Source organism: Acinetobacter minutum (assembly GCF_035916735.1).
GTDB lineage: Bacteria > Pseudomonadota > Gammaproteobacteria > Pseudomonadales > Moraxellaceae > Acinetobacter.
On the sequence record NZ_JAQIHG010000003.1, the window covers coordinates 155,990 to 168,300 of the forward strand.

A 12,311-nucleotide genomic window follows, 5' to 3' on the forward strand; every position below is an offset into this window, starting at 1 on the left:
CCGTTATAATTTGGCGTTTTTAAAATTATTAGCCAGCCTCTTTCGATCCCTCATGATCAAATCATCATCGCAAGAGTGCTTTTAGCCCCTTTTTGGAATTTATGGAGTGACTTGGTTGTGAGTACTCGTTTTATGACATCCGCTGAAATTCGTGAAGCATTTTTGCGCTATTTTGAATCGCAAGGGCATACACGTGTCGCATCGAGTTCTCTAGTTCCGGCCAACGACCCAACCCTGCTATTTACCAATGCCGGGATGAACCAGTTTAAAGACTGTTTCTTGGGTCTGGAAAAACGCGATTATGTGCGTGCAACCAGTTCACAAAAATGTGTCCGTGCCGGTGGTAAACATAACGATTTAGACAACGTCGGTTATACCGCACGTCACCATACTTTCTTTGAAATGCTGGGCAACTTCTCGTTTGGTGATTACTTCAAACGTGATGCGATCAAATTTGCCTGGGAATTCTTGACCAGCGATGAATGGCTGGCACTACCAAAAGATCGTTTGTATGCCACGGTTTATCATACTGACGACGAAGCGTATGACATCTGGAACAAAGAAATTGGCCTAGATGCCAGCCGCATTATCCGCATTGGTGACAATAAAGGTGGCCAGTACGCATCAGACAACTTCTGGGCTATGGGTGATACCGGTCCTTGCGGTCCATGTTCAGAAATTTTCTATGATCACGGTGATCATATCTGGGGCGGTTTACCTGGCACACCAGAAGAAGATGGCGACCGTTTCATCGAGATCTGGAACAACGTATTCATGCAGTTTAACCGTACTGCGGATGGTGTATTACACCCTCTTCCAGCGCCATCTGTCGATACAGGCATGGGCTTGGAACGTATTTCTGCAGTCATGCAGCACGTCAATTCCAACTACGAAATCGACCTGTTCCAGCATTTATTGAAAGCTGCTGCCAACATCATTGGCATTGAAGACCAAGGTCAACCATCTTTACGCGTATTGGCGGACCACACGCGTTCTTGCTGCTTCTTGATTGCAGATGGCGTAAACCCGTCGAATGAAGGTCGTGGTTACGTGTTACGCCGTATTATTCGTCGTGCAGTGCGCCACGGTAACAAACTCGGAGCAACCGGTAGCTTCTTCCATAAAATGTTGCAACCGCTGATTGAAGTGATGGGTGAAGCTTATCCTGAACTCGCAGCCAACAAAGAACGTATTGAAGCCACTTTATTGCGTGAAGAAGAACAGTTTGCCAAAACCCTTGAGCAAGGCTTGAAACTGCTTGAAGGCGAATTGGCCAATCTTCAAGGTACCGTCATCCCGGGCGAAACCGTATTCAAACTGTATGATACTTACGGCTTCCCGACAGACTTAACCGCTGATATTGCTCGTGAACGTGACTTAACCATTGACGAAGCCGGTTTTGAAGTTGAGATGGCTGCACAGCGCCAACGTGCGCGTGATGCTGGCAAATTCAACGTCGACTATAACAGCATTGTCAAAGTAGAAGGCGAAACCCAATTTGATGGCTATGACGCAACCCAAGGTCAAGGTCAAATCGTTGCCATTTACAAAGATGGCGAGCAAGTTGATGAAGTGACTGAGGGTGATGAAGCGCTGATCGTACTGAACCAAACCCCATTCTATGCAGAAAGTGGCGGTCAGATTGGCGATACAGGGATCTTCAAAAACGATACCGGTATTTTTGAAGTGCAAGACACGAAAAAATCTGGTGGCGCATTTGTACATCAAGGTATCGTGACCATGGGCAGCTTAAAAGCAGCTCAAACTGTTGAGGCCATCGTCAAAGCCGACATCCGCGAAGCCACTGCACGTAATCACTCTGCAACCCACTTGTTACACGCCGCGCTTCGTCAAGTTTTGGGCGAACACGTACAACAAAAAGGCTCATTGGTTGCCTCTGACATCTTGCGTTTTGACTTTGCCAATGACCAGGCAGTGACTTTTGAACAACTGCAACAAGTTGAACAGTTGGTGAACCGTGAAGTGATTGCCAATACCGTTGTTTCTACCGAATTGCTCGATATTGAATCTGCCAAAGCCAAAGGCGCGATGATGCTGTTTGGTGAAAAATATGGTGAAGAAGTCCGCGTACTTTCTATGGGTTCAATCATTGAAGAGAAAAACTTCTCGATTGAATTGTGTGGCGGCATCCATGTAAAACGCACGGGTGACATTGGTCTGTTCAAGATCATATCTGAAGGCGGGATCGCCGCAGGTGTACGCCGCATTGAAGCGGTGACTGGTAGCAAGGCGCTCGAAACTGTACAAAAAGCCGATCGAACCATTCGCAATATCGATGCGTTGCTTAAGGCACAGAAAGACCAAACTTTTGAGCGCGTACAGGCGACTGTTGAAAATGCAGCTTCACTGCAAAAACAGCTCGAGCAATTAAACCAGAAACTGGCCAATTTCCAAGCGACAGAATTGCTGAATCAGGTTCAGAACATTGCTGGACGTGCGACTCTAATTACGACCGTACACGGAATGGATGCAAAAGCATTACGCAACTTACACGACAGCGTAAAATCCAAACTCGAAGAGGCAGTGATTGTTCTTGCTGGCGTTGATGCAGACAAAGTCAGCCTCATCGCTTCTGTTGCAAAACAATACAATGCGACTGTAAAAGCAGGCGACATCATCAAACACCTTGCCGGCGAACTTGGCGGTAAAGGCGGTGGTAAACCTGACTTGGCACAAGGTGGCGCGCCACTTAACGAGAAGTTTGCAGCAGTCATGGCTGCTGTACCGGCTTGGCTGGAACAACAATAAAACTTCACTTTTTGTGTAACTGACCCTGAAAAGCAACTTCAGGGTCATGGCTTATATGGAACAACTATGGCATTAATCGTTCAAAAATATGGCGGTACTTCTATGGGTACCCCCGAGCGCATTTTAAATGTTGCTCGTCGTGTGAAGCGCTGGCATGATCACGGCCACAAGGTTGTAGTGGTTGTATCTGCAATGAGTGGTGAAACAAACCGCTTGTTAGCTCTCGCGAAAGCCATTACCGACAGTCCTGATCCACGTGAGTTGGACCAAATGGTTTCAACGGGTGAACAGGTAACGATTTCCATGTTAGCTATGGCGCTCAATTCTATTGGCGTAGCAGCTAAATCTTTGACTGGTCGCCAAGTTGGCATTCAAACAGACAGCGCCTTCACTAAAGCTCGTATTGAATCGATCGATACAGATGCCTTGACTGAAAATCTGGATGCAGGTCGTGTGATTGTCGTTGCAGGTTTCCAAGGCTTCGATGCTGATGGCAACACGACTACCTTGGGTCGTGGTGGTTCAGACACCTCAGGTGTTGCACTTGCTGCCGCATTAAAGGCTGATGAGTGCCAGATTTATACAGACGTGGATGGTGTCTACACCACCGACCCACGCGTTGCACCAAAAGCGAAAAAAGTTGATCGCATTTCTTTTGAAGAAATGCTGGAAATGGCATCTCTTGGTTCTAAAGTCCTACAAATTCGTTCAGTTGAATTTGCGGGTAAATACCAAGTGCCTTTACGCGTATTATCAAGCTTTGATAATGACGATGATGGCGCATTCGACGAAGAGTTCAAAAAGAACGTCGGTACACTAATCACCACAGAAGCGGAAGACAACATGGAACAACCAATTATTTCGGGTATCGCGTTTAACCGTGATGAAGCTAAATTAACCATCCTGGGCGTGCCTGATGAACCAGGTATTGCTTCCAAAATCTTGTCGCCAATTGGTGCTGCCAACATCGAAGTGGATATGATTATCCAAAATGTTGAAGAAGATGGTACAACTGACTTCACATTCACAGTGAACCGTGGTGAACTTGCCAAAGCAACTGCCATCCTTGAAGCAACCGCGAAAAACATTGGTGCACGTGAAGTAGCTACCCGTGACGATATCGTGAAGGTATCGATTGTAGGCGTCGGTATGCGTTCTCACGCGGGCGTAGCAAGCAAAATGTTTACAGCTTTGGCTGATGAAGGTATCAACATCCTCATGATCTCGACTTCTGAAATTAAAATTTCAGTGATTATTGAAGAAAATTACCTCGAACTTGCAGTACGTACATTACATACTGCTTTTGGCTTAGACCGTGAACACGGCGAAAGCAGTGCACGCGCTTAACTGTAGATTTTTGAATTAATATTCAACTAAAGCGTGATAAAAAATATAGAGCCGCTATAGTCTTTTCTATCGCGGCTCTGTTATATTTAGGCTGAGGCTGTAGGAAAATTTCAACAGGATTGTTATATCAGCAATTTTTGGCATTCTGTTCAAATTTTCTCTGATGACCCTGCTTGTCATTTTTTTATTTATGCAAGAACTATCGCAGGTTTAGCGTTTTAGCAAGGAGATAAACATGCTGATTCTGACTCGACGCGTCGGAGAAACATTAATGATTGGGGATCAAGTCAGCGTGACTGTACTTGGTGTCAAAGGAAACCAGGTTCGTATTGGTGTTAATGCTCCGAAAGAAGTGTCCGTGCATCGTGAAGAGATCTATCAACGTATTCAGCATGAGCGCGCTATGCATGAACACCTGCAACATATAGATCAAGATTACCAACCTTCTTTTTATGAAGAAGACCAATTTGCTCCCAAGGATTATAACCGTTAAGGTTTAATTTCTTCTAAAGCGGCCAACCGGCCGCTTTAAATTTATGTGCAGAAAAATACTCAGTTAAAGGCCTAACACTTTTTTGACCGGGCCAAAACTTCGACGATGCTGATCCACCACCCCATGCTCAGCAATCGCAGCAAAATGGGCTTTGGTCGGATATCCTTTATGCTTGGCGAATCCATAATGCGGATACTGCTGATCCAGCACCAGCATCTGACGATCACGGGTGACTTTGGCCAAAATACTGGCTGCGGAGATTTCCGCATGCAGTGCATCTCCACCGATAATCGCCTCACAAGCCATCATGAGCCCCTGTGGCTCTTTATTACCATCCACCAGTACCTTTTCAGGTTGCACGGCCAATCCTTCCACAGCACGGCGCATCGCAAGTAATGAAGCTTGCAAGATATTCAACTCGTCAATTTCTTGTGCTGAAGCTTCCGCAATACTCCAGGCGATGGCTTTTTGCTGAATTTCAACAAATAATTTCTCACGTTTTTTTTCAGTGAGTTTTTTTGAATCGTTCAATCCCTCAATGGGATTGTTCGGATCCAAAATCACCGCAGCAGCGACAACGGCACCCACCAAGGGTCCTCGCCCTGCTTCATCGACACCCGCTATTCGCATGTTAGGTTCCTATCTCCCCATAAAAAACAGGCTGAACACCGTCAGCCTGTTCGATTCAATTCCAGAATTATTGCAATGCTTCATTGATACATGCATTAATTGTGCGGTTCACGGCATTATTCACAATAATGGTACGAGCAGCCGGATCAATTGCAGCTGCAGCCAAGTCTACGGCAGTCACACTCGTCGGTGCTTTTTCGCTCACACAGCCACAAATATTGGTTTGTACACTCTGTTTCTGCTGAGCAGTCATCAAACGTGTTGCGGTTTGCCATGCAGGCAGTTTATTCAGCTCCGTATTACATTTGGCATTTGCTGCAATTTTAATGGCCGTAATTCCCAATTGCTGCGCGGTAGAGTTTGTAGTCGTCGTTGTCCCCGTAGTTGTACCTGACATCGGTGCAACACATGCGCTCAATATAAATGTTAAAGGGGCGAATAATAATACTAATTTTTTCAAAGCGAATTCCTAATTCATGATAAAAATGCTTCGGCAGTATTTTGCCTAAAGCCTTCTACAGATGAAATAACTAAATTGCATGATTTGTGAAAATCATCTGTAATTTCCCTTAGAGACATTAGATAACAGATGAGCGTTCCAATTGCGCAACGCATCGTCATAGGTACTGCGTTTTTTCCCTCACTGCAGCCTTCTATTATTCCCACACATTCATCATCACTCAAGAAACCTATGTCATCGCAACATTCATCTTATTACACTCGCACCGCACAATTCTTGCACTGGATTATGGCACTGATTTTTATTGTGGCTTGGCTCATTGGTTTTTACAGTGGAAATTTCTTAAGTTATGACGTTGATGGACACTTTAAAGGCGATGTCATTACCTTACATAAAAATATTGCCACGATGATTATGTTCCTATTGGTAATCCGTCTCTTTTGGCGTTATACACACCCTGCTCCCAAACTTCCCGCTACAATGTCTCCAACAATGAAACTGTTCGCCCATTTAGGACATCTGGGGCTTTATTTTATGCTGATTGCGATTCCTGTCACTGGCTGTCTGTTTAGCTGGAGTGTGGGAAAACCTGTGCCTGTGCTTTATTTATTTGAACTGCCACGCTTGGTCGAGAAGAACCCGGAACTGTTAGCCATCATCAAGCCTTTACATATCTATCTATCCTGGTTTGCGGCTGTGATAATTGTTGGCCATGTTCTTGCTGCTCTGAAACACCATTTTATTGATAAAGATAACGTCTTACGCAGCATGACACATCAAGCTAAGTAAAGGATAAAAAACCGCATCCTGAGATGCGGTTTTTAACTTTACAGCTGACTAATCTGAGCAATCCAATGCTGTTTTTCAGCCTCGCTCAAGAATGAAGCATTAAATGAATTAATCGCAAGCTGTTTCAACTCGGCGTTACTCAACTCCAAAGCATCAGCAGTAGCAATAAAATTGTCATTCATATATCCCCCAAAATAAGCAGGATCATCCGAGTTAATGGTGACACATACCCCTTGCTGAAGCATACGGCGCAAATTATGCTCATGCAGGTCTTTGACCACGCAGAGTTTCAAGTTGCTTAATGGACACACCGTTAAAGGCATCTTTTCAGCAATCAGGCGTTGCATGAGAGCAGAATCTTCTTCTGAACGTACGCCATGGTCAACCCGCTGCACTTTAAGCAGATCAAGTGCCTGCCAAACGTAATCCGCTGGCCCTTCTTCTCCGGCATGGGCAACAGTGAGAAATCCGGCTTCACGTGCCTTGGTAAAAACCCGTTCAAACTTAGAAGGCGGATGGCCGACTTCACTAGAATCCAGCCCAACTGCAATAATCTCCTGCTGATAAGGCAAAGCCTGCTCTAATGTTTGCAGCGCCTCTTCTTCGCTCAGATGCCGCAAGAAACACATGATCAGAAAACTACTGATACCAAATTTTTGCTGGGCATCCTGACAGGCTCTTTTCAGTCCGCTCAATACCGTACTGAATGCGACACCACGCGCGGTGTGTGTCTGTGGATCAAAGAAAATTTCCGTATGAACCACATGATCTGCATGACATTTTTCAAAATATGCCCAGGCCAAGTCATAAAAATCCTGTTCATGGATCAGGACATTTGCCCCCGCATAATAAATATCGAGAAAAGATTGCAGATTATGAAAATTGTAGGCCTGCTTCACTTCCTCTACCGTCTTATACGGAATCGCAATCTGATTACGTTGTGCAATTGCAAACATCAATTCAGGTTCAAATGTCCCCTCAATATGCACATGCAGTTCAGCCTTCGGTAAGGCACGGATTAAAGCATGATGGTCCATGATGCATCCTCTTTATCTTCATGAAGGGCGACTCGCACCCTCTTATTTCTGTTTGGAATTAACCACCAAACACAGCAAATTTAACCGTCCACAATAGCGCAATAATCCATACCATGTAAGGTACCTGTTTAGCCTGACCAGTGAAAAGTTTCACTAAGGCGTAGCTAATAAAGCCCATTGCAATACCGTCGGCAATTGAATAGGTAAATGGCATAAACACGATGGTCAAAAAAGCTGGCACTGCTTCAGTAATATCTTCCCAATCAATATGAGTGATACCCTGAATCATGAGTACCCCGACAAAAAGCAGAGCAGGTGCTGTCGCAAAACTTGGTACAGATTGAGCAAGTGGTGCCAGAAACAAACAAGTTAAGAACAACAGAGCGACCACAACGGCTGTTAAGCCGGTACGGCCACCTGCGGCAACACCGGAAGCCGATTCAATATAAGGCGTGGTCGATGAAGTTCCTAAAGCTGCACCAGCGACAATGGCCGTTGAATCTGCAAACAGTGCTTTCTTCAAACGTGGCAATTTACCATCTTGCAGCAATCCCGCACGATGTGCTACCCCAACCAAAGTTCCGGTTGAGTCAAACAGATCAACCAGAAAGAAGACAAAAATCACGCCAACCAGACTGGCGGTAAAGAGTCCTTCAAAATTCATTTGCAGAAAGGTGGGCGCGATGGAAGGAATCTGTCCGACCACACCTTTAAACTCATTCAATCCCAGGAACGTAGCCAGAGCTGTAATAACCAGAATGCTGATAATAATGGCGCCACGAATACGGTAATAATGCAGAATAATAATCAGTAAAAAACCGAGCAGAGAAAGCAATACGGTCGGTTGCTGCATATGCCCCAAGCCAACCAAGGTTGCTGAGTTATCTACGATAATTCCTGCATTTCTGAGGGCAACCAAGGCTAAAAACAGCCCAATCCCCCCCCCAATCGCCAGTTTCAGCGACATTGGAATGGCATTGACGATTGCTTCACGAATTTTGAATAGACTAATCGCAATAAAGACCAAACCCGACATAAACACAGCTGCAAGTGCTGTTTGCCAAGGAATACCCATTCCCAGACAGACAGAGTAGGTAAAATAAGCATTCAATCCCATACCCGGTGCAAGGGCGATCGGATAGTTGGCCACCAGCCCCATTACAAAACAGCCTATTGCCGCAGCAAGACAAGTCGCTACAAAGACAGCGCCATAATCCATCCCTGTTTCTGACAGGATAATTGGATTAACAATAATGATGTAACACATGGTTAAGAATGTCGTTACACCGGCCAGAACTTCGGTTCTAAAAGTGGTTTTATTCTCACTTAACTTGAATAAACGTTCGAAAACACTGGCCGAAGGATTCGGTGTCGTCATCTGTATAGCCCCTGTCTATGCAATTTGAGCTGTGGATTATCTTCCAAATGTCATTCATTTGGATGCGGTCATCTCATCAGTGTGCTAGACATATTGATGAGAATTTCATCATTCTCGTTAGACTCATGCATGATCCTATTTACACTCAAAGCCCTTAGCTTCATAAACAAAAAAGCCGCATTCCATAATGCAGCTTTTTTCTTATAGGTTCAGTTGTGTTGCAGGCAGCCAAATGTCAACTGAATGAATAGGCCAATAGTATAACATGAGCAATCATAAAATTTAAAAGGTGATTTTTACTAAAAATTAAAAATAAGAAATTGTTTTAAATAAATTAAAAATATTTAATTGAAATTAATAGGTAATTTTTTATAACATAAAGTAAATTTTATAAGGGTTTATCCTGCACAAGAATCGGCTTGTTTAAATCAGAATTTAGCTTTTGCAAATGATGAGGATTCGTCTGCACTCGCTTTAAAGACTGTTTCGCTTCTTGGATCACCTGCATCATTCTTTGTCGTTTGTCACGTTGTATTTTTGAATAAGTTGCATGCCCAATCAACAATACACCACCGACAGCTGCAAGTAATAGGATTTTTTTTATATGTTTATTTCTATCGTTCATATTTGAGCTCGTAGTAAAGCGCTTCTTTGCAATGGTTATAGCATTGTTTTACTCGCGTATTGTTATTCTGTCTAAATAGATCCAGCCTTATTTGCAAAATTTTATTAAAAAATAAGGGGATTCATTTTTTATTGAGGCCGAGGTGCTAATGCTGCTGTTTAAAACCTGCCGGTATAATATTTCTATGCAGCTTTTCATTTTCATGAACCTGCTCAGCTTCTGCAAGCATACGAATAAATTCTTGTTGCTGTCGATGCTGTGCTTCTTGCCAAGCGACATGAGCCACTAAAACCAATGTGGCTACAAAAAAGATCAATAAGATTTTTGTTCTCATTGTCTTTCCTCCCTTTCCATAGCAAAGATCTAAATACATTATTTTATCTTTTGGTAAACTAAATTTTTTCATGATGAATTTCAATTATTTTAAATGACTTAAAATTCTATATGCAATTCAACATATTGATTTTAATAGCGGCAACCATACCTATACATCACTATACCAGTGTGATTATTTTGTTATGAGTTTTTAACTTTAGGTTAATTCAAGTTGGAAAAATGCAATAAAAAAGCCTCCAAGGAGGCAATTTCAAAATGGTTGAATGTATTCAGCTGAGCAACTCAAATAATTATGAATAAAGCGTCAAAAATAGTGCTAAGGCTCTTTCCTGCATGGTAATTTTTTGAGCGTGGGTCTGTTGAATTCCTTTTTGCATTGCTTGGAATTGGCTTAACTTTGCTGGATCTTCAAATTGCAGTTGGCCATTTTCAATAGTCCAAGCATTTTCTTTCAATAAACGCAGCATCTCTCGTCTTACCGCAAGATTTTTCTTTTCCAGATTCAGAATCTGTTCTTGAGTTTTTACATATTGGGTAAAAAATTGATCAAAGTTCTGATGAAAATGATTCGTCTTGTTATGCGTGGATAATTCAATCTGGTTCGCATCAATTAATAACTGATCAAACATTTCAGATTTTTCGCGATACATTTCCACAAATAGCAAATCAACTTGATTCAAAGTAACTTCGGCTTGTATCAAAGTTGGATCTTGCTGGAGATAAGCCACGGTAAACAATTCATTTAACTTTAATTGGTTCTTTTTCTCACGATAACGGTTTTCAAAGCTGAGACTACGCTTAAAGTATTTTGTCATAAGGTGTTCGATACGCTCATAATCGCCGCTTAACTCCACCTCTTTGATCTGCAAATCAATAATGGTGCTGGGATTTACTGCCTGCTTCTTGAATAAACTCACACTATGCTGAAAGTGGCTTTCAAATTCCTGAAAACTTTGCCGTACCTGGTAAAGATACACGCCTACCCCGACCAAAATGGCAATACCAAATAAGCTAGTGATCAAAAAAAGGTTGGTGGATTTATTCATTGTTACCCAAGCTTTATTGCAAAAGAGAGAATGGCTTCCAGCCTCAATCTTATCTTGTTGATAGCTGAAAATATTTTGTGATGAATTTAACAAAAATACATAATATTATCAAATAAAATCACATTTTATAATCTATTCTCATGAGTATTAAGCCTTTTATTTTATTTGAAATTTAATCTCATTTCTGTATAAAAACACAGGATTATGCTATGTATGGATGATTACACTTTTACTATTGCATGCATAAGATCAGCCAAGAAGCTGCAAAAGATTCACAATTCTCAAGCGACAAAAAACCCTCTTGTAAGAGGGTTTTTTTATCAAACGTATTTTAAACGTTTAGAGCCGCTTGGCTGATATCAGATTAAAGTACTGAAATTGCGCTAGCTTGCGCACCTTTTTTACCATTTACAATGGCAAATTGGACACGTTGACCTTCATAAAGAACTTTGAAACCATTGCTGGCGATTTCGCTATAGTGTGCAAAAACGTCTTCGCCTGAGTCAGCTTGAATAAAACCAAAACCTTTAGTTTCATTAAACCATTTAACGGTACCGGTTACTGTATTTGACATAGTATTTATCCTATTTTTAAAAAATTTTTCGTTGGATTGTTCCAACCATGAACCTAAAACAATACTTTTTGCAACGAAGAATCTGATAAAACGAAGGATTGAAAAAACTACGAAATGAAAAGATTGGCGATAACAAGCGTATTATTTTTTTAGTTAGAATTCACTATACAGGTTTCTTCTGTATAAGCAATATAAATTTTTCAATTAACCCGGTAGAGCTGATTAAATTCAGCATAAAAGCTCTTACCATCTAGATTAAAATGAATGGTTTCACCGGATTCAAGTTCAATTAATTTTCCGACCTCAACCCATAAGGTTCCGGTCATAGAATTTTGTTGTCTTTTTAAGGGTATGATTTTCACATTAATTTGATTGCCATTACGAGCCGTAGCAAGATGCCATTCATTTAAAATTTTCAATATATAGACTCAATCAATGAGCTTATGTGACTTAACAAAGGTATTAAAATCAATAAATTTAAATAATATTTTTACTGAGCTTAGGATTATTATCAAGCGTATTGTTTTCATGAAATACATAGATCATGAAGAAATATTGAGGAATCACAGTAAGCAGGAATTTGGATGCGGGGGTTGGATTTGAACCAACGACCTTCGGGTTATGAGCCCGACGAGCTACCAGACTGCTCCACCCCGCAATGGTGAGATAGCGTTATACGCCCTTTACGGAGGTAAAGCAAATCGTTTTCAAATTTATTTTAAAAATATATTTTTTATTTCTACGTTTAACGGCTTTGTTGCACAAAGATTTGAAAGGCAAAGCGCCCCTAATTGAGCCAAATTTAAGGCGTAACTTGGGTAAGTGGT

At 42.0% G+C, this 12,311-nt stretch carries 13 protein-coding genes and 1 tRNA gene; 4 read left to right on the forward strand and 10 right to left on the reverse strand.

The genetic code is table 11. From position 1 onward, the window contains the following. The first annotated feature begins 117 nt into the window (after window positions 1–117). The 3 genes from alaS (at window position 118) to csrA (ending at window position 4,609) form a co-directional block, all read left to right on the forward strand. Window positions 118–2,769 carry an alanine--tRNA ligase gene (gene alaS, locus PAE54_RS02680; RefSeq protein WP_326518324.1) on the forward strand — a complete coding sequence of 884 codons (2,652 nt, stop codon included), beginning with the start codon at window positions 118–120 and terminating at the stop codon, window positions 2,767–2,769. A gap of 66 nt (window positions 2,770–2,835) precedes the next feature. Further along, entirely contained in the window at window positions 2,836–4,116 is a 1,281-nt protein-coding gene (locus PAE54_RS02685; protein ID WP_326518325.1) for an aspartate kinase, read from the forward strand. A 235-nt stretch (window positions 4,117–4,351) separates the two neighbouring features. After that, a complete protein-coding gene (gene csrA, locus PAE54_RS02690) occupies window positions 4,352–4,609 on the forward strand; it encodes a carbon storage regulator CsrA (protein WP_273776877.1) in 258 nt (85 codons plus the stop codon). 63 nt (window positions 4,610–4,672) lie between these two features. Here csrA and rnhB read toward each other — a convergent pair whose 3' ends face one another. Further along, window positions 4,673–5,239 (reverse strand): ribonuclease HII, encoded by a 567-nt coding sequence (rnhB, locus tag PAE54_RS02695; protein ID WP_326518326.1) that lies wholly within the window; start codon window positions 5,237–5,239, stop codon window positions 4,673–4,675. Window positions 5,240–5,306: 67 nt separating this feature from the next. Further along, window positions 5,307–5,699 carry a hypothetical protein gene (locus tag PAE54_RS02700; protein ID WP_326518327.1) on the reverse strand — a complete coding sequence of 131 codons (393 nt, stop codon included), beginning with the start codon at window positions 5,697–5,699 and terminating at the stop codon, window positions 5,307–5,309. Window positions 5,700–5,930: 231 nt separating this feature from the next. Between PAE54_RS02700 and PAE54_RS02705 the strand changes: the two genes are divergently transcribed. Then, window positions 5,931–6,488, forward strand: coding sequence for a cytochrome b (locus PAE54_RS02705; RefSeq protein ID WP_326518338.1), 558 nt, complete (start codon window positions 5,931–5,933; stop codon window positions 6,486–6,488). A gap of 38 nt (window positions 6,489–6,526) precedes the next feature. Here PAE54_RS02705 and PAE54_RS02710 read toward each other — a convergent pair whose 3' ends face one another. The 8 genes from PAE54_RS02710 to PAE54_RS02745 form a co-directional block, all read right to left on the reverse strand. Further along, window positions 6,527–7,525: an adenosine deaminase gene (locus PAE54_RS02710; RefSeq protein ID WP_326518328.1), complete on the reverse strand. Its 999-nt coding sequence runs from the start codon at window positions 7,523–7,525 to the stop codon at window positions 6,527–6,529. Between the two features lie 58 nt (window positions 7,526–7,583). Continuing rightward, window positions 7,584–8,903: an NCS2 family permease gene (locus PAE54_RS02715; RefSeq protein WP_273776885.1), complete on the reverse strand. Its 1,320-nt coding sequence runs from the start codon at window positions 8,901–8,903 to the stop codon at window positions 7,584–7,586. A gap of 388 nt (window positions 8,904–9,291) precedes the next feature. Then, window positions 9,292–9,528, reverse strand: a complete 237-nt coding sequence (locus PAE54_RS02720) for a hypothetical protein (protein ID WP_326518329.1) — start codon at window positions 9,526–9,528, stop codon at window positions 9,292–9,294. Window positions 9,529–9,673: 145 nt separating this feature from the next. Next, window positions 9,674–9,934: a hypothetical protein gene (locus PAE54_RS02725; protein WP_273776889.1), complete on the reverse strand. Its 261-nt coding sequence runs from the start codon at window positions 9,932–9,934 to the stop codon at window positions 9,674–9,676. Window positions 9,935–10,154: 220 nt separating this feature from the next. Continuing rightward, window positions 10,155–11,003 carry a hypothetical protein gene (locus PAE54_RS02730; RefSeq protein ID WP_273776890.1) on the reverse strand — a complete coding sequence of 283 codons (849 nt, stop codon included), beginning with the start codon at window positions 11,001–11,003 and terminating at the stop codon, window positions 10,155–10,157. A gap of 271 nt (window positions 11,004–11,274) precedes the next feature. Further along, the gene (locus PAE54_RS02735; protein ID WP_273776892.1) at window positions 11,275–11,484 is read right to left on the reverse strand and encodes a cold-shock protein; all 210 of its coding nucleotides are present in this window, start codon (window positions 11,482–11,484) and stop codon (window positions 11,275–11,277) included. A gap of 200 nt (window positions 11,485–11,684) precedes the next feature. Then, window positions 11,685–11,903 carry a transposase gene (locus PAE54_RS02740; protein ID WP_442784372.1) on the reverse strand — a complete coding sequence of 73 codons (219 nt, stop codon included), beginning with the start codon at window positions 11,901–11,903 and terminating at the stop codon, window positions 11,685–11,687. 162 nt (window positions 11,904–12,065) lie between these two features. Continuing rightward, a tRNA-Met gene (locus PAE54_RS02745) sits at window positions 12,066–12,142 on the reverse strand. Between the last annotated feature and the right edge of the window lie 169 nt (window positions 12,143–12,311).

Coding starts and splice junctions, on each gene's coding strand:
- PAE54_RS02685 (WP_326518325.1), top strand. CDS start 2,836: ATGGCATTAATCGTTCAAAAATATGGCGGTACTTCTATGGGTACCCCC.
- csrA (WP_273776877.1), top strand. CDS start 4,352: ATGCTGATTCTGACTCGACGCGTCGGAGAAACATTAATGATTGGGGAT.
- rnhB (WP_326518326.1), bottom strand. CDS start 5,239: ATGCGAATAGCGGGTGTCGATGAAGCAGGGCGAGGACCCTTGGTGGGT.
- PAE54_RS02705 (WP_326518338.1), top strand. CDS start 5,931: ATGTCATCGCAACATTCATCTTATTACACTCGCACCGCACAATTCTTG.
- PAE54_RS02710 (WP_326518328.1), bottom strand. CDS start 7,525: ATGGACCATCATGCTTTAATCCGTGCCTTACCGAAGGCTGAACTGCAT.
- PAE54_RS02715 (WP_273776885.1), bottom strand. CDS start 8,903: ATGACGACACCGAATCCTTCGGCCAGTGTTTTCGAACGTTTATTCAAG.
- PAE54_RS02720 (WP_326518329.1), bottom strand. CDS start 9,528: ATGAACGATAGAAATAAACATATAAAAAAAATCCTATTACTTGCAGCT.
- PAE54_RS02725 (WP_273776889.1), bottom strand. CDS start 9,934: ATGAAAAAATTTAGTTTACCAAAAGATAAAATAATGTATTTAGATCTT.
- PAE54_RS02735 (WP_273776892.1), bottom strand. CDS start 11,484: ATGTCAAATACAGTAACCGGTACCGTTAAATGGTTTAATGAAACTAAA.